The organism is Dyadobacter sp. CECT 9275 (assembly GCF_907164905.1).
Classification (GTDB): domain Bacteria; phylum Bacteroidota; class Bacteroidia; order Cytophagales; family Spirosomataceae; genus Dyadobacter; species Dyadobacter helix.
Map to the genome: position 1 here is coordinate 174,306 of NZ_CAJRAF010000002.1, position 16,819 is coordinate 191,124.

Annotated in this window: 15 protein-coding genes; 10 read left to right on the forward strand and 5 right to left on the reverse strand. The window is 44.6% G+C overall.

What is annotated here, in order from left to right:
• Window positions 1-23: 23 nt before the first annotated feature.
• The 3 genes from KOE27_RS08905 (at window position 24) to KOE27_RS08915 (ending at window position 3,235) form a co-directional block, all read left to right on the forward strand.
• Complete coding sequence (locus KOE27_RS08905) at window positions 24-674, forward strand: NAD(P)-dependent oxidoreductase (RefSeq protein WP_215238542.1); 651 nt, start codon at window positions 24-26, stop codon at window positions 672-674.
• A gap of 220 nt (window positions 675-894) precedes the next feature.
• Window positions 895-1,725: a 4,5-DOPA-extradiol-dioxygenase gene (gene ygiD, locus KOE27_RS08910; RefSeq protein WP_215238543.1), complete on the forward strand. Its 831-nt coding sequence runs from the start codon at window positions 895-897 to the stop codon at window positions 1,723-1,725.
• Between the two features lie 184 nt (window positions 1,726-1,909).
• Window positions 1,910-3,235 carry a porin gene (locus KOE27_RS08915; protein WP_229252714.1) on the forward strand — a complete coding sequence of 442 codons (1,326 nt, stop codon included), beginning with the start codon at window positions 1,910-1,912 and terminating at the stop codon, window positions 3,233-3,235.
• A 25-nt stretch (window positions 3,236-3,260) separates the two neighbouring features.
• On the opposite strand, the gene KOE27_RS08920 is transcribed toward KOE27_RS08915, so the two are convergent.
• From KOE27_RS08920 to KOE27_RS08930, 3 genes are all read right to left on the reverse strand, one after another.
• Window positions 3,261-3,620 carry an SRPBCC family protein gene (locus tag KOE27_RS08920; RefSeq protein ID WP_310590063.1) on the reverse strand — a complete coding sequence of 120 codons (360 nt, stop codon included), beginning with the start codon at window positions 3,618-3,620 and terminating at the stop codon, window positions 3,261-3,263.
• Between the two features lie 177 nt (window positions 3,621-3,797).
• A complete protein-coding gene (locus tag KOE27_RS08925) occupies window positions 3,798-5,918 on the reverse strand; it encodes a Tex family protein (RefSeq protein WP_215238545.1) in 2,121 nt (706 codons plus the stop codon).
• Between the two features lie 103 nt (window positions 5,919-6,021).
• Window positions 6,022-7,245 (reverse strand): RsmB/NOP family class I SAM-dependent RNA methyltransferase, encoded by a 1,224-nt coding sequence (locus tag KOE27_RS08930; protein ID WP_215238546.1) that lies wholly within the window; start codon window positions 7,243-7,245, stop codon window positions 6,022-6,024.
• A gap of 202 nt (window positions 7,246-7,447) precedes the next feature.
• Between KOE27_RS08930 and KOE27_RS08935 the strand changes: the two genes are divergently transcribed.
• The 7 genes from KOE27_RS08935 to KOE27_RS08965 all read left to right on the forward strand — a co-directional run bounded on the left by KOE27_RS08935 (window position 7,448) and on the right by KOE27_RS08965 (window position 13,633).
• Window positions 7,448-7,894, forward strand: coding sequence for an SRPBCC family protein (locus tag KOE27_RS08935; protein ID WP_215238547.1), 447 nt, complete (start codon window positions 7,448-7,450; stop codon window positions 7,892-7,894).
• 416 nt (window positions 7,895-8,310) lie between these two features.
• The gene (locus tag KOE27_RS08940; RefSeq protein ID WP_215238548.1) at window positions 8,311-8,751 is read left to right on the forward strand and encodes a DUF2147 domain-containing protein; all 441 of its coding nucleotides are present in this window, start codon (window positions 8,311-8,313) and stop codon (window positions 8,749-8,751) included.
• A 101-nt stretch (window positions 8,752-8,852) separates the two neighbouring features.
• Window positions 8,853-9,866 (forward strand): LLM class flavin-dependent oxidoreductase, encoded by a 1,014-nt coding sequence (locus tag KOE27_RS08945; protein WP_215238549.1) that lies wholly within the window; start codon window positions 8,853-8,855, stop codon window positions 9,864-9,866.
• Window positions 9,867-9,902: 36 nt separating this feature from the next.
• Window positions 9,903-10,847, forward strand: coding sequence for a helix-turn-helix transcriptional regulator (locus KOE27_RS08950; RefSeq protein WP_215238550.1), 945 nt, complete (start codon window positions 9,903-9,905; stop codon window positions 10,845-10,847).
• A gap of 76 nt (window positions 10,848-10,923) precedes the next feature.
• Window positions 10,924-11,442: a DinB family protein gene (locus KOE27_RS08955; RefSeq protein WP_215238551.1), complete on the forward strand. Its 519-nt coding sequence runs from the start codon at window positions 10,924-10,926 to the stop codon at window positions 11,440-11,442.
• 234 nt (window positions 11,443-11,676) lie between these two features.
• Window positions 11,677-12,225 (forward strand): NADPH-dependent FMN reductase, encoded by a 549-nt coding sequence (locus KOE27_RS08960; protein ID WP_215238552.1) that lies wholly within the window; start codon window positions 11,677-11,679, stop codon window positions 12,223-12,225.
• 121 nt (window positions 12,226-12,346) lie between these two features.
• A complete protein-coding gene (locus KOE27_RS08965; protein WP_215238553.1) occupies window positions 12,347-13,633 on the forward strand; it encodes an O-acetylhomoserine aminocarboxypropyltransferase/cysteine synthase family protein in 1,287 nt (428 codons plus the stop codon).
• A gap of 134 nt (window positions 13,634-13,767) precedes the next feature.
• Here the strand turns inward: KOE27_RS08965 and KOE27_RS08970 are convergent, their stop codons facing one another.
• Together KOE27_RS08970 and KOE27_RS08975 are read right to left on the reverse strand one after the other, a co-directional pair.
• Window positions 13,768-14,160, reverse strand: coding sequence for a hypothetical protein (locus KOE27_RS08970; RefSeq protein WP_215238554.1), 393 nt, complete (start codon window positions 14,158-14,160; stop codon window positions 13,768-13,770).
• Between the two features lie 153 nt (window positions 14,161-14,313).
• The gene (locus KOE27_RS08975) at window positions 14,314-16,458 is read right to left on the reverse strand and encodes a S9 family peptidase (RefSeq protein ID WP_215238555.1); all 2,145 of its coding nucleotides are present in this window, start codon (window positions 16,456-16,458) and stop codon (window positions 14,314-14,316) included.
• Window positions 16,459-16,819 lie beyond the last annotated feature (361 nt).

Genomic DNA, 16,819 nt, shown 5'->3' on the forward strand with positions numbered 1-16,819 from the left:
ATAACCATAACAGATTTAACAAAATGAAAGTAGCACTTATTGGCGCAACAGGATTTGTAGGAGGCAGCGTTTTAACCGAGCTAACCAGCCGCGGACATGAAGTAACCGCCATAGCAAGGGACATTACTACCATCCCCGCTAATCCACTGATTACTCCAAAAACCGGTAATGCTTTGGATCCCGAACAAGTAGCAAGCCTTGTTGCAGGGCACGATGCAGTCATCAGCGCGTACAACGGCGGCTGGGCCAACCCCAATATTTATGCCGATCACCTGAATGGCTCCATTGCCATACAATCCGGCGTGAAAGCGGCCGGTGTGAAAAGGTTTATCACACTGGGTGGCGCCGGAAGCCTTGAAATAGCGCCAGGGCTGCAATTGATTGATACACCTGAGTTCCCGGCAGAGTATAAACCAGGGGCCAGCGCGGCGCGTGAATACCTTAATATCATAAAACAGGAAGATGAACTCGATTGGACTTTTCTAAGTCCTTCAATTGAAATGCATCCGGGTTTACCACACCAAAGGACAGGCCAATACAGGACCGGACTGGATAATCCGGTATTTGATGAGAAAGGCCGCAGTACCATTTCAGTGGAAGACCTTGCGGTAGCAATAGTGGACGAACTGGAGAAACCTCAGTTCATCAAGAAGCGTTTTACAGTAGCATACTAATCATAGTAAATGAATAGTATGAAATATTAGAATCATACTATTCATTTAATACTTTTACATGTATATAAAATGAATATAGCTTTTAATTATTATATAAATATATATTTTAATTAATACTTTCAATATATTATTAATTAAAAGTACGTATCACATATAATAATATGTATAAATAGTATTAAAAGTTAAAAATTAAAGTCCTTATTATCAGGTATACATAAAAATGAACATCAAAGATTTTAAACAGCTTACCGATGCATACAACAAAAGTGAACGTATGCCGGTGCTGTTTCTGGGGCACGGATCACCTATGAATGGGATCGAGTCCAATATCTTTACCCAGCAATGGGCGGAACTGGGGAAGGAGACTCCGGCTCCCGCTGCTGTGCTGGTCGTATCAGCCCATTGGCTAACACGCGGTACCAAGGTAACGGCTATGGAACATCCACGCACCATACATGATTTCGGTGGTTTTCCTAAAGCTTTGTTTGACGTACAATATCCGGCGCCCGGAAGCCACGACATAGCTGCCGAAACAGCCTCCATTGTTAAGAGTACAAACGTTGGACTTGATCATGACTGGGGGTTGGATCATGGTACATGGACCATTGTCAGACACATGTACCCAAATGCGAATATTCCAATATTACAACTGAGCATTGATTATTCCCGTCCTCCTCAGTACCACTATGATCTGGCCCGTGAATTATCGGTTTTGAGAGACAAAGGCGTGCTGATTATTGGCAGCGGAAATATGGTTCATAACCTGCGAATGGTGTCCTGGGACAAAAAGCCCGAAGAAGCGTACGGATATGATTGGGCACTGGAGATCAATCAGCAATTCAAACAACTGATTGTCGACGGTAACCATAAACCACTTATCCATTACAATGATCTTGGACCAGCCGCCCGGTATGCCATCCCAACACCGGATCATTATTATCCGCTTTTATACACTTTGGGTTTGCAAAAGTCAGGGGAGCAGGCTCAGATCTTTAACGACAGGGCTGTGATGGGCTCACTCACTATGACTTCGGTTAAAATCAATGCTTAATGCAATTAACTGTTAATCAGAAAAATAACTTAAAACAACCCCCTAATTTCCAAAAATAAATTTGACGGAACAAGCCGAATTTGAAACAGTATCCCTGTTCTTTGTATCCGATTTGGTGAAGCAGGTACACGCATAGTATTGCAGCGGCCAGATTCTGACACCGGAAACAAAACAAATTTATTGAATGAAAAAGTGGATCCTTGCACTCATGCTTGCCGCATTGGTAGCAATCCCTGAAAATACCATGGCCCAAAGGTTTTTAATGGACCTTGTGGATACAACCAACCAGATGGGTAAAGGAATGCTTTCCATCTACGAACGTTACAACCGCGTCCGGATCAGCGGATATATACAGCCTCAGTTTCAACTCATCACAAAAAAAGGTGCTGAGACCTATGCAGGGCCCAATTTTTCTACATTTTCCAACAACCGGTTTATGCTGAGACGCGGCCGGCTGAGGGTCGATTACGCCCATCTGAACGACCATGGGGAGCCCACTTCCTATTTTGTTTTTCAGTTTGACGGGACTGAAAGAGGTGTTGCCATACGGGACTTTTGGGGGCGCTTTTATGAAAACAAATACAAGCTCTTCGCCCTCACTACAGGCATGTTTGCCAGACCGTTTGGCCATGAAGTAAACTTGTCATCGGCCAACCGGGAAACACCTGAGAGAGGGAGAATGTCGCAGATACTGATGCGCACGGAAAGGGATATTGGCGCCATGCTGACCGTGACAACCAGAACGATAACCTCCTCGGCACTATCACACTTAAAGCTAGACCTTGGGGTATTTAATGGCCAGGGAATGACGGGGACAATGGACTACGACAGCCACAAGGATTTGATCGGCCGAATCAGCCTTAAGCCTACTCCCCTTTCCTGGCTTTCCAACGCTGTGGTGTCAGCCGCTGTTTCGGGTTACCGTGGAGGGATAATCAGCCAGTCGGACGTGACTTATGGAGCCCGGAAAAGCGGAGATACCTTTTTAATGCAACGGGATTCATCCACACATAATTACGGCAAAATCCGCCCGAGGAACTATGCCGGTGCTGATATTCAGCTAAAATTCCCCAACCTAAAATCAGCAACCGAGTTGCGGGCGGAGTATATCCGAGGCAAACAAACCGCAACTGCTCTAACCAGCGAAACGCCTGGTACTTACCCTGTTACCAACAACCTGAAAGATCCGCTGTATACCCGCAGTTTCGATGGAGCCTACTTTTACTTTTTACAAAACTTATGGGACGAAGACCATCAACTGGTGGCCAAGTATGACTGGTATGACCCGAACACTAAAGTATCCGGTAAAAATATCAGCCAGGATAAAGGTTTTACAAAGGGAGATATCAGGTATAACACCCTGGGATTAGGATATGTGCATCATGCCAACGAATCATTGAAATTCGTTTTTTATTACGAATTTGTGAGAAATGAGGAAACTTCTCTTCCGGATTTTACCAGCGATGTCCCGGATAATGTTTTTACCTGCCGGGTTCAGTATAACTTTTAGGTACCCGACAGGTAACTAAAGGAGATCAGGGCAGTGCACCAAACCGCTCCGTTAAAACTTTCATCCGATAGTCAAATATTCCCCTGACTTGCCTACCGACAAAAAGGGCATCAGCGAGCAAGCCTAATGGCCCGTACGGTATCTTGTAATGAAGTATATCTTCCATTAAAATACCACCGTCAACCTTTCTGAAATGATGCTGATGGTGCCAGAAAGCATAAGGACCAAAGCGCTGTTCATCAACGAAATAGCGCATATTTTCGACGTGCGTAATTTCAGTACACCATTTCAAAGGGACACCCAGTACGGGCCGGATGATGTAGGTGATGATCTGCCCCGGATACATCCGCTCTCCGTGGTGGCGGGATGTTACTACAAAATCCATATAAGCCGGTGTAATCTCTTTGAGGTTCGAGGGATTAGAAAAAAAATCCCATGCCTCATCGAGAGAAATGGGAAACTTTTGTTGGAAATACAGCTCCTGCATGGGTACAATATATCATTTAGCTAAAACAATACTTACGCAGCATTCGGCAAAAAAGACTTTCACGCATTCATTTTTCTACATCCCCTTCATACTGAGCGCAATCCTTTTGCGCGACAGATCCACCTCTGTTACCCTGACGGTAACCACCTGCTGAAGTTTGACGATTTCATTGGGGTCTTTGATAAATTTATCGGCCATTTGAGAAACATGCACCAGGCCGTCCTGTTTTACGCCCACGTCCACAAATGCACCAAAGGCGGTGATATTCGTCACAATCCCCGGCAACACCATGCCCTCCCGCAGATCCTCCGGCTTTCTGACGGATTTATCAAACTCAAATTTTTGAATTTGAGCCCTTGGGTCTCTGGATGGCTTTTCCAATTCCTTCAGGATATCCTGCAGTGTTGGAAGTCCCACTTCATCAGAAATATACCTGGAGGGGTTTACCTGCTTTCGCTTTTCCGGTTTTTGAATGAGGTCAATAACAGACGCCCCCACATCTTTTGCCATTTTCTCTACAATTTCGTAACGCTCCGGATGCACAGCACTGTTATCCAACGGGTTAATGCCATTTTCAATACGTAAGAAGCCAGCTGCCTGTTCATAAGCCTTGGCACCGAGGCGGGGCACTTTTAAAAGTTGCTGCCTTGATTTAAAATTACCGTTTTTAGCCCTGAAATCTACGATATTCTGCGCCAGAGCGGGTCCCAGCCCCGATACATAGCGTAACAAGTGCTTGCTTGCCGTGTTGAGATTTACGCCTACGGAGTTTACGCAGCTTTCTACGACTACATCCAAAGCATTTCGCAATGCGGTCTGGTCTACATCGTGCTGGTACTGTCCTACCCCAATAGATTTCGGGTCAATTTTCACGAGTTCTGCCAAAGGATCCATCAGGCGCCTGCCGATGGAAACAGACCCCCGCACGGTAACATCCTTGTCCGGGAATTCCTCCCGGGCAACATCCGAAGCCGAATAAATGGAAGCGCCTTGTTCACTCACCATAAATAATCCCACTTCCTCTGACTTACCCAGGCCGGTAAGTAACTTTTTTATAAACTCCTCCGTTTCCCTACCCGCCGTTCCGTTCCCCACAGCTATGGCCTCCACTTTCCATTTTTCAACCAACATTTTTAAAGTTTCTCCCGCCTCTGTGGCCTTTTCGAATGGATAGATCACCTTGTCGGCCATCAGATTCCCCCGCTGGTCAAGTACCACCACCTTACAGCCAGTGCGGTACCCGGGATCTACGGCAAGTACTGTTTTCTGCCCCAGAGGAGAAGCTAGCAGAAGCTGACGCAGATTATCCGTGAATATCTGGATGGCGTACTGATCTGCCTTCTCCTTGGAAATATTACTGAACTCCGTTTCAATACCCGGCTTTAAAAGCCGCTTGTAACTGTCGGAAACAGCAGCAATAATCTCATCCTTCCCGGCCGGTGAGCCCTTTACAAAAATCCTGTCCAGCGTTTCGAGGGCCATATCCTCATCAGGCGAAATATCAACGCTCAAAAACCCTTCCTCCTCGCCTCTGCGGAGGGCCAGCAACCTGTGAGAGGGAATTTTAGCCAAAGGCTCGGAAAACTCAAAATAATCACGATACTTGGCTCCATCTTCTTCCTTCTTCTTTTTTACTTTGGAAGTGATAACCGCCCCTTTCTTAAAGATATCCCTGATCTTTCCGCGGGCTTCCTGATTTTCATTGATCCACTCCGCCATAATATCCCTTGCTCCCTGCAGGGCCTCTTCCAAACTACCAACAGCATCGTTCAGGAATGACTGCGCTCTGCGCGACGGATCCTGCTCTTTTCCGCTGAAAATGCTCAGCGCCAAAGGTTCAAGCCCCTTTTCGATAGCAATTACAGCGCGTGTTTTCCTTTTTTGCTTATAAGGCAGATACAAATCTTCCAGCTCGACCAAAGAGAAAACAGCCTCAATTTGTTTTTTCAGTTCTGGGGTGAGTTTCCCTTGATCCGCAATACTTTTAAGGATAAATTCGCGGCGTTTTTCCACCTCAGTCTGACGCTGGTAAGCCTCCTTAATCGCCCCGATCTGGACTTCATCCAAACCGCCTGTTGCCTCTTTCCGATACCTTGAAATAAAAGGAAGCGTTGCTCCTTCATCAAAAAGCTGAATGGTATTCCTGACCTGCTTTTCGGAAACGGACGTCTGCTGTGCTATTAACTGGTAATTCATATATATTTGATATTGTAATCGGGGAAAGTAAAATCACTTTCGCCTGATAATGCTGTTAATCATTATAAACTAAAAAGGTATACGGTTGTTTTTCGCTCCGGACTCATTGTTTTTCCAGGAGTGCCATATAAAAACCATCGAATCCATCCCGGGCTACCGACGTTCTTTGCTCGCTAACCAAACGCCACTGGTGGCCCCGTTCCAAAACAAAACGTTTAACCTGTTCCTCCGACTCAGAAGGTAGGATACTACAGGTTGCATATACCATTTTTCCCCCGGGTTTTACCATAGCCGAATACCCCGTTAAAATTTGCCATTGGGTTTTTCTGATCGCATCCAGAAACGACGGCTTCAGCTTCCACTTTGAGTCGGGATTACGACGCAGTACCCCAAGGCCCGAGCATGGCACGTCCAGCAAAAGCCTGTCTGCTGTTTCCTTTAACGCCCGAATATCCTTTTCGGAATGTATGACATCGGTTTTTATACAGGTAACGCCGTTTCTTTTTGCACGTCTTTCCAGTTCATGCAACTTTCTGAGATCCAGGTCCATTGCCACAATTTTTCCCCTGTTCTCCAGCAACGACGCAATATGCAATGTTTTTCCCCCAGCCCCTGCACAGGCATCAATAACCGTTTGCCCGGGGTGTACATCCAGATATGGGGCAATTAATTGTGAACCAGCATCCTGCACTTCAAAATACCCCATTTTAAAACTGTCGCGACTAAATACATTTTGCCGTTTTTTCAAAACTACAGCATGAGGAACGCCCGGGATCAAACCGGTTTCATCCGGACCAAAGATGCTGGACACCGTGGCGATATCTGTCTTTAAAGTGTTCACCCTCAGTACCACCGGTGCCTGTTTGTTCAGAGCCATAAGTTCCGTATCCCAGTTATCACCCAGTTCCGACGCCCCCGTTTCATCCAGCCAGTCAGGAATGGATTCCGCTATACTTCTGGTTTCAAGCCCTTCCCGGTATCTTTTCAGTATATCCTCAAGATCCATTCCCTCAAATTCTGCCCATTGGGGTAAGTCTTGATTGTTTTCCAAAGAAAAATGTAACGGCTTAATGGTAAGCCAGGTAGCGAACAAAGTCCAGTAATCCGTACTATCCAAGGGTTCACTGATCCCTGCTGAAAAATTGATAAGCCGCCACCAGCGGCACATCTCATAAATATTTTCGGCGAGAAAGGCCCTGTCCCTTGCCCCCCACTTTTTGTTCGACTTAAGAAGTTGCTCAACAACTTTATCCGCCTGCTTGTTTAGTACGAATATCTCCTGTAAGCCTGTTAGAACAGCTTCTACCAATACCTTATGTAGTTTCAATCTGATTGCGTTAATATATTTGACCTTCTTCACCAGAGGTACTCCCCCTTTCTTAACCGGCCGGAAAGTTAACCAGAAGAAATTCCGAATTCAAAACCACATTCGCCGTACCTTGTCAAAATGAATACAAAAAGTCAAAAATCAGAGTAAAATACCGCATCTGCCGCGTTTAAACTGTTATGCTCGTGTAACAGCTATTGTGATGGAACTTGAAGTAATCACCGAAATCCCTATTTACAGGCCTGCACAGGAAGTTTTTGAAGCCCTATTCGACCAAGATAAAATGGCTGATTTCTTCACTTCGCTGCTCTCTTCACTCACCAGCGAAGGAAAAACTGCTGGCTCCCTTCAAGCGGATAGTGTACCTGGCATGGAGCTGGTGCATGTCATTCCGAACGAAATGATCCAATTCAACTGGACAGTAAGTATAGTACCCACAAGCGTGCTCTTAACCTTTACGCCCATTACCCACACCAGTACATTACTGAAAGTGGTGGAAGGACATTGGAGCAAAAACTCTGAAGGCCTTCGGTCCTATGCGCAGCAAATGCAAACCTGGACTTACTTTAATGTGCGCTTGAAACTCTTTCTGGAACATGGTCTACATCTGGATTCATTCCTGAATAATCCAAACGATAAAGCTTCCTGATGAGCAGATATCTGCTATAATCGCAAGGCAAATTTTCTTGGCCGCTCCGCCCTGTTTGTTTCCGAATAATGTTTTCAACCCGTCCTGATGCACCTCTCGAAAAGTCCGGGAGTAACATCCGACAGGCAATTTTATTGAACAATTACGTTACTCTTCCTTATTCGTTGACAATACAATAGTTACATCTGTATAAAATTATATCATTAGTCATTTTACATTCGATAGTACATCAACTTTAAATAATAAAAAACTATCAATGTTAGATAAAAAACCATCGATAGATATATACAAATGAAGTTAAAAAACTCACTTTTTTATTTTGATACAAAAAATAAGTACTATTTTAGCCAAATTGTTAAAATAGTACTTAACTAATATTGTAACAATAACAAAATACCTGAGCTACGCCATTTTAGATGAAGAAAATAGTATTTTTATTAGCTATCTCATTTTTCAGTTTTGTCTCTGAAACGCAACATTCCGGAGCAGATGCCATCGTAGGCGTATGGCTTTCCGAGGAGAAGGATGGAAAGATTGAAGTGTACAGGACAGGGAATAAGTATAACGGAAAAATTATATGGGGCAAGGAACTTATGGAAGCGGACGGCAAGACTTCCAGAAAGGATATTCACAATCCTGATAAAAAGTTAAGAGCCAGAAGTCTCGAGAACATGGTCATCCTGTCAGACTTTGAATATACCGGCAGCACCTGGGAAAATGGCACCATCTACGATCCGCATAGCGGCAAAACATACAGCTGCATTATTAAGCTGAAAGGTCAGACGTTAGAGATCCGGGGCTTTGTGGGTATCTCTCTGCTGGGCCGCACAACCTACTGGAAGCGAGACACCGAGTAACCGGCACATGACGGATACTTACCCGAAAGAAAGCCATTATATGGTTTCAATACGAATTCTAAATCTATATCCTTTGTTGACCTGAAAAAAGGTATTCAACAATGAGGAAAATAAAAATTGGCATACTGGATCAATCCGTTGTGAGGAAAAACAGTACTGCAAAAGAGGCTATCGAAGAAACCATTGCAACCGCCCGATTAGCTGAAGAACTGGGTTACAGCAGATTCTGGATTTCTGAACACCATAACTCGACTTTTATCGCAGGTTCCACACCGGAAGTACTGATGGTGAAACTTGCGGATGAAACGTCTCATATTAGGATTGGCTCAGGAGGAATAATGCTTCCTAACCACAGTGCATTGAAAGTGGCCGAAAACTTCCGGATGCTGGAGACCCTCTTCCCAGGCCGCATTGACCTGGGCATGGGCCGTGCTCCGGGTACCGACAGGCTGACCTCTTCCCTACTTAATCCTTCCAACGATTTTAGTGAAAGGAGCTATTTGAGGCAACTGGAACATCTTCAGCACTTTTTTGAAGATACCGCCGGAACAGATGATGGCTTTATCTATGCCGTGCCACAGGCTGCCACTACGCCTGGCCAATGGATATTGAGTTCAAGCGGAGGAAGCAGTAGTATTGCTGCAAAATTCGGGTTGGGTTTGGTTGTGGCCAAATTTATTAATGGCTTTGCCGGCCCCGAAGTAATAGACAGCTACCGCAGGGATTTCCGGCCTTCTGCGCACTACCCAAAGCCCGAAGCTATGCTTTCCATTTTCGTACTTTGCGGTGAAACAGAAGAAAAAGCACTGCAAATGAGAAAGATACAGGATTACATACTGCTTCAGTTCGAACGTGGAAACTTTGGCCCTTTCCCCAGTTATGCCGACATCAAAAATTATCAGTTTTCACCCGGCGAACTGGAAAGAATTAAATACAACAGCGGCAGGGTAATATCGGGAACGAAGGAGTCAGTAAAAGAGCAACTCACAGCTCTTGCCGATCGTTTTGATGTGGATGAAATCATCATTTCAACCATGGGCGAGGATGCACAAACGAGAAAAAAATCTTTTGAATTGATTTCGGAGGTATTTCATTTGAGAGAAGCGGTAGTTTAAACTATTTTTGCCGGCAACATTAGCCGCCACAAAAAAATGAACCGCTTCGATAGAATTACGGCCATACTGATCCAGCTCCAGTCACGTAAAATTGTGAGGGCGCAGGATCTGGCCGATCGCTTTGAAATAAGTCTTCGGACGGTTTATCGGGACATCAGCTCCCTGGCTGAGGCAGGAGTACCCATCGTATCGGAAGCAGGGGTGGGTTATTCCATCATGGATGGCTACCGCCTTCCACCGGTTATGTTCACCCGGGAAGAAGCGCGTACATTCATTACGGCTGAAAAATTAATGGAGAAATTCACGGATCTCACGGTGAAGTCGCACTACCAGTCGGCCATGTACAAGATCCGGGCTGTTTTAAAAAGCAGCGAAAAATCCATGGTCGAAAACCTGGAAAACCATATTGAAGTAAGGCAGCATTACAGTCCTTTTGCCACCACATCCGACAACTCCCTGGATCTCCTCCTGAAGAGTATTTCCGAAAAGAAGGCCGTGAATATTCTGTACACGGCCCTTGGCTATGATCAGGCCAGTATGCGGCTCATTGAACCCGTGGGAGTTTACCACGAAAATAATTATTGGTATACCGTTGCCTACTGCCATTTAAGAAAAAATTACCGCAACTTCCGGCTTGACAGGATCGTTAAAATCGAGCTTACCGATACTTCCTTTAATCTGCAGCATGCCCCTCTTAAAGACTTTCTTCAGAAACAGGTAAGCCATGACCAAAACCTGCACCTGATCATCATCAGGCTCCAAAAACGTATACGGCCGTACATCAACGAGCAAAAGTATTACTATGGATATGTTTCGGAGGTAATAGAAGACGACATCGTTGAAATGACATTCCTGAGCAGTTATCTGGAGGGATTTGCGAGGTGGTTCATGATGCTCGCACCCGACGCTTCGATAGTGCAGCCGCAAATCCTGAAAGATCGCCTGAAAAAGCTCATAGCCGAGATTTCCGAAAAATTGTAGCGCCCGCCAATTGCTACTGACATACGTCTGTCATAGGTACCGGTTTACTTTGCTATGAACCTAAAAACAAGAAACTATGATGACGATGCCAGCAACCGAAAAAGAGGTAAACAGCATGCTTTACCTGATCAATAACTTCACCCGGTACAACCTATGGGCCAACGCTACCCTGGTACACTGGCTGAAAACCAAATCTCCGGAGCTGCTGGATAAGGAAGTAACATCCAGTTTCCCAACGATCAGACTTACCTTACTTCATATTCTGAAAACTCAGGGGTACTGGCTTTCTGTTATTTCCGGGGAAGAGTACTCCGAAAACCAGGGAGCCGATCCGGAATCAGTGCTGAGCGAGGTGATTGACCAGTCTGCCCGGATCGTTGAATTTGTAGAGTCTATGCCGGCGGAATCGATTCAGGATGAAACGATGGTGATAAACCCCTGGTTCGAATGCAATTTCCCAAACTTTGAATACATTCTTCATCTGGTCAATCATACCACTTACCACCGCGGACAGATAATTACCGTGGGCCGACAATTAGGCCTTACCGATGCACCGATAACGGATTACAACTTCTTTAATGTAAGGGGAAAGTGAAATTGCAAAAACGAACAGCAGATTATCAAAACACATAACAGCACCATAAAAATCTATTATTCAATAAGTTAAAGCAACACAATTCATAAAACCTGCCGCCGTGATTTAATTATACATCCGCTATCCGGAAACTTACCCGCTCAGTAAAAACCTCGGCGGGTATTTCCGTTTAATAAATGGCACAAACCATTCCGGATTTTCCTGCGTTCTGCTATTTCATAAAAAGAACCAGTAATGTCATCTCCCCTAAAACCAAAAATGCTGGGTATATCCGGAAGCCTGCGTAAGGACTCTACCAATTCTCTGATTCTTCAGACCATACAACTTCATCAGTCCGGCATGGCCGACATGGAGATATATTCAGGCTTGGATCAGTTGCCACATTTTAATCCCGGCATTACGGAACCGGATATTGTTAAAGAATTTAAACAAAAACTGGCAGCCGCCGATGCACTTATCATCAGCACCCCTGAGTATGCGTTTGGCGTACCAGGAGTTTTGAAAAATGCGCTGGACTGGTTAGTATCCAGTGGCGAATTGAACGAAAAACCGGTGGCAGCCATCAGTGCATCACCATTATGGTCGGGTGGCGATAAAGCAATGGCTTCCCTCCTGCTCACATTACAGGCCCTGGGTACCCACACCAGCGAAAACACGACACTTTCTATTCCTCTGATCAAGACCAGGTTTAACAGTGATATGCAATTAACTGATCCCGAAATCCTGCATCAGTTGAAAAATCTGGTTAAAAATCTTTTATGTATCCTGAACCCGAAGACTTAGAATTTTCATTCATATTTGTAAAAGCATATTTATTATATCAATAGCAAAAGACTATTATTTCTATATGCTAAATAGAAATATAACTATCTTTGAAACGTTAACCTTAAATTGTGAAGACCTTATGAAATTCGAGACCTTACAGTTGCACGCAGGACAGACGCCGGATCCGGCTACAAATTCACGGGCGGTGCCACTTTATCAAACCACTTCTTATGTTTTCAACAATGCAGAACACGCGGCTAACCTGTTCGCTCTGAAAGAGTTCGGAAATATTTATACCCGGATCATGAATCCTACGACGGATGTTTTTGAAAAACGGGTGGCTGCTCTTGAAGGTGGCGTAGCGGCTCTCGCCACCGCCTCGGGACACTCGGCGCAGTTCCTGGCCATCAACAACATCACCACCGTCGGAGATAATTTTGTAACGACTTCCTTTTTATACGGAGGCACGTATAATCAGTTCAAGAACTCCTTCAAGGCAATTGGTGTGGAAGCTCGCTTTGCCGACGGCGACAACGTGGAAAGTTTCGAAAAGCTGATTGACGAAAAAACCAAGTTACTATACCTGGAAACAATTGGAAACCCAGGTTTCAACGTGCCAGATTTCGAAGCATTTGCCGCTTTGGCTGCCAAGTATGACCTTCCATTGATCGTCGACAATACCTTTGGTGCAGCCGGGGCCATTGCCCAGCCCATCAAACACGGTGCCCACGTAGTGGTACAGTCGGCCACCAAATGGATAGGCGGCCATGGAACCTCCATTGGCGGAGTTATTGTGGATGCAGGTACCTATAATTGGGGAAATGGAAAATTCGCACAATTCACTTCCCCTTCGCCGTCCTATCACGGCCTGATTTATAACGATGTGTTTGGTATTGGCGGGCCATTTGGAAACATTCAGTTCATTATCAGAGCCCGTGTGGAAGGCCTGCGCGACTGGGGACCTTCGTTATCACCTTTTAATTCCTTTTTATTCCTTCAGGGCCTGGAAACACTCTCGCTCCGTATTGAGCGTACCTGTGAAAATGCGCTGAAACTTGCGGAATGGCTGGAAGCACATGATGAAATAGAAAGTGTAAATTATCCAGGCCTGCCTTCCAACCAGTATCACGGCCTGGCCAAAAAATACCTTACCAGAGGGTTCGGAGGAGTACTATCCTTTGTGCTGAAAGGCGATAAGAAAAGAGCCGAAGCTTTTGTTGACAACCTTCAGCTGATCAGTAACCTGGCCAACGTAGGAGACTCCAAAACACTGGTTATCCACCCGGCGTCCACCACTCACTCTCAGCTATCGGAAGCCGAACAGCTCACAGCAGGTGTTCACCCTTCAGGTATACGCATTTCGTTAGGTATCGAACATATCGATGACATTATAGCGGACATCGAAGCAGCGATAAGCAAAATTTAGTAACTGATAGGATTGATTATTGAAATAAACTAAAGAGGACAGGATGGCTCATATTGGCCTGGCGGTCCTCTTTATTATTTCTTTGCAGCATATATCCCGTTTAACGGGGCAACCGTACAGTCGTAACCGGGCTTTCAGATAACCGCTTCCTTTCCTTTAAATTTTATCTCGTTTATCTCAATCGGCTGATTGCCAATCCATAACATGGTATTAATACCGTCAGGACGCCCACAGGATCGTTTCAAATTCCCCGTAATTATAAAATCAGGTTGTTGTACATCGCCGGTTATAGCCCATGAGCTATCTACCTCACAAGCTTCAACAATTTGGTAGGTATTCCCGTTTGTCCCCTTTTCCCTGATCCCAAAGATACCCCTTCCGTAATGGACCGCCTCCACCTTCTCCACTTTACGTATCACCACATCTCCGCATCCGCATGCCGGGGTTGCCTCCTTTTTCTGACACGAAAACATTGATAAAACCGATAAAGCCAGCAGGCCGTTTACATATTTTCCTATTCTCTTCATTTGTGTCAGGGATTAAGTATATTTCAGTAGACACATATATTTTTATATCCGTTGCTGGAAATCTGAAAAAAAAACGAAAAAATAATGGGCCGACCCGAAATCCCGGACGGCCCATTACAAGATGAAAAACCGAATTATATAACAACTTAATAATCAATCCATTATTCCTTCCAAAGCGAACAAAAAGGCGTACTGTAATGCCACTTCTTTCAGAAAATCAAAGCGCCCGGAAGCACCGCCATGTCCTGCTTCCATATTGGTTTTAAGCAACAGAATATTCTGATCCGTTTTATGCGTTCTCAAACGGGCCACCCATTTGGCAGGCTCAAAATACTGCACCTGACTGTCGTGTAATCCCGTGGTTACCAACATATTGGGATATGCCTTTTTAGCCACGTTGTCATAGGGAGAGTATGATTTCATATAAAAGTACGCTTCCTTCTCTTTTGGATTCCCCCACTCGTCAAACTCATTGGTAGTCAAGGGGATACTCTCATCCAGCATGGTTGTTACCACATCCACAAACGGAACATCCGCGATAACCCCATGCCATAGGTCCGGACGAAGGTTCACGACAGCACCCATCAGCAAGCCGCCTGCACTTCCACCTTCGGCATACAAATGTTGTTTTGAGGTATACTGCTGGCTGATGAGATACTCGGCACAGGCAATAAAATCGGTAAAAGTGTTTTTCTTCTTAAACAATTTACCATCCTCATACCACTGCCTGCCCATTTCCTGCCCTCCCCTGATGTGCGCAAGAGCAAAAATAAAGCCGCGGTTCAACAGGCTCAGCCTGCCGGAACTAAAACCTGCATCCATACTATTGCCGTAAGAGCCATATCCATACAGCAGCAGCGGCGCGTTCCCATCCTTCCTGGTCCCTTTTTTGTACACAAGCGAAATGGGTACCTTCACGCCATCCGCTGCGGTGGCATACAGTCGTTCCGTGACATACTCCTCCGGCGAATAGCCGCCCACAACTTCCTGACGCTTTTTAAGCTCCTTATCCCTTGTTTCCATGTTGTAATCGTACACAGAATTCGGCGTGGTAAGCGACGTATAAATATATCTCAGGTTAGCAGTATTGAACTCCGGATTGGAGCCAGCGTAGGCGGTATATGCGGGTTCTCCGAAATCCACATAATGTTCCGTCCCGTTCTTTTCATTCCTGATGCGCAGTTGCAGCAAGCCGTTTTTTCTTTCGGTAACAACCAGAAAATCCTTAAAAACATCGATTTCCTCCAGCAGTACATCAGGCCTGTGAGGGATCACTTCCTTCCAGTTTTCCACGCCCGTCCGAGACAAAGCCGTTTCCATCAACCTGAAATTCAAGGCATCCTTGTTCGTCACAATCAAAAACCTGTCATTCTGGTGATCCACGTCGTACAATACGTCCTTCAAACGGGGTTGAAACAGCTCAAAATTTCCTTCTGGCCGATCCGCATCCAATATACGTACCTCAGAAGACATGGTGGCCGAGGAACTGATCAGAATGTACTTTTCCGACTTCGTTTTGCCTACGCCAATGTAGTTGCTCTTGTCCTTTTCATGGTAAACAACCACATCTTTTTTCGCTTCCGTACCCAGCTTGTGTCTCTTTATTTTCTCGCTGAGCAGCGTTTTCGAATTTGTAGCAGTATAAAACAGTGTTTTATTATCATTTCCCCAAACCGAACCACCGCTGGTAGGGAAAATAGCGTCTGTGAGCAGTTCGCCCGTCGCCAGATTTTTAACATAAATCGTATACTGTCTTCTGGAAACCGTATCCACACCAAATGCGAGCAGGTTATTGTCAGGACTGATATTAAACCCGGCCACCGAATAGTAGGCATGCCCAATAGCGAGTTGATCTACATCCAGCAGAATTTCCTCCGGGGCTCCCAGCGAGCCCTTTTTACGACAATATTTATAATATTGCTCCCCTTCCTCACTTCTTGTATAGTAAAAATATCCATTATGAAACACCGGCACCGACTCATCTTTCTCCTTAATGCGCACCTTCATTTCATCGAAAAGTGACTTTTGGAAAGCATCGGTACCTGCCATCATGGCATCGGTATAGGCATTTTCCTCATTCAGGTACTTTACAACCTCCGCGCTGTCGGGCCCCTGCGTGAAAAAATCGGCCATCCAGTAATATTCGTCATTGCGTTTGTCGCCATGCATTCCTGTTTCATGATCCTTTTTTTCTGCTACGGGAGGAGTCAGCCCCGGCCATTGATACGTATCCTTCACTTTATTTTTTTGGTTACACGAAAAAACAATAACAGACAAAACCACCAAAATGATTCTCATGATTCTTAAATTCAATGATAAAGAAATAAATCCTATTTAATACAAACAAAAGAAAACAACGTTACAACCTCATTCACAGATTGGACATAAAACCTCAAAAACATAATTAAAGTACTTTACTTTTAATATTTCATTTAATTATCATATATATTTTACTTTTAATATTTTCTATATGTAACCATCTCATAAACAGATCATTAAAATCTGTCCTAATCATATTAAGTTTTAAAAGAATTATATAAATTAATACATTTTAAACTATTTAAAAGAAATAAACTATTAATACATATAATTAATTCACAAACTAGTAATTTGTGCTAATAGTCAGATACTTTTGAACTGTATAGCATGAATAAAAAGT

Bases quoted from the DNA above. Each gene is read 5' to 3' on its own strand.
- KOE27_RS08905 (WP_215238542.1), top strand. From the start codon at position 24: ATGAAAGTAGCACTTATTGGCGCAACAGGATTTGTAGGAGGCAGCGTT.
- ygiD (WP_215238543.1), top strand. From the start codon at position 895: ATGAACATCAAAGATTTTAAACAGCTTACCGATGCATACAACAAAAGT.
- KOE27_RS08915 (WP_229252714.1), top strand. From the start codon at position 1,910: ATGAAAAAGTGGATCCTTGCACTCATGCTTGCCGCATTGGTAGCAATC.
- KOE27_RS08920 (WP_310590063.1), bottom strand. From the start codon at position 3,620: ATGGATTTTGTAGTAACATCCCGCCACCACGGAGAGCGGATGTATCCG.
- KOE27_RS08925 (WP_215238545.1), bottom strand. From the start codon at position 5,918: ATGAATTACCAGTTAATAGCACAGCAGACGTCCGTTTCCGAAAAGCAG.
- KOE27_RS08935 (WP_215238547.1), top strand. From the start codon at position 7,448: ATGGAACTTGAAGTAATCACCGAAATCCCTATTTACAGGCCTGCACAG.
- KOE27_RS08940 (WP_215238548.1), top strand. From the start codon at position 8,311: ATGAAGAAAATAGTATTTTTATTAGCTATCTCATTTTTCAGTTTTGTC.
- KOE27_RS08945 (WP_215238549.1), top strand. From the start codon at position 8,853: ATGAGGAAAATAAAAATTGGCATACTGGATCAATCCGTTGTGAGGAAA.
- KOE27_RS08950 (WP_215238550.1), top strand. From the start codon at position 9,903: ATGAACCGCTTCGATAGAATTACGGCCATACTGATCCAGCTCCAGTCA.
- KOE27_RS08955 (WP_215238551.1), top strand. From the start codon at position 10,924: ATGATGACGATGCCAGCAACCGAAAAAGAGGTAAACAGCATGCTTTAC.
- KOE27_RS08960 (WP_215238552.1), top strand. From the start codon at position 11,677: ATGTCATCTCCCCTAAAACCAAAAATGCTGGGTATATCCGGAAGCCTG.
- KOE27_RS08965 (WP_215238553.1), top strand. From the start codon at position 12,347: ATGAAATTCGAGACCTTACAGTTGCACGCAGGACAGACGCCGGATCCG.
- KOE27_RS08970 (WP_215238554.1), bottom strand. From the start codon at position 14,160: ATGAAGAGAATAGGAAAATATGTAAACGGCCTGCTGGCTTTATCGGTT.
- KOE27_RS08975 (WP_215238555.1), bottom strand. From the start codon at position 16,458: ATGAGAATCATTTTGGTGGTTTTGTCTGTTATTGTTTTTTCGTGTAAC.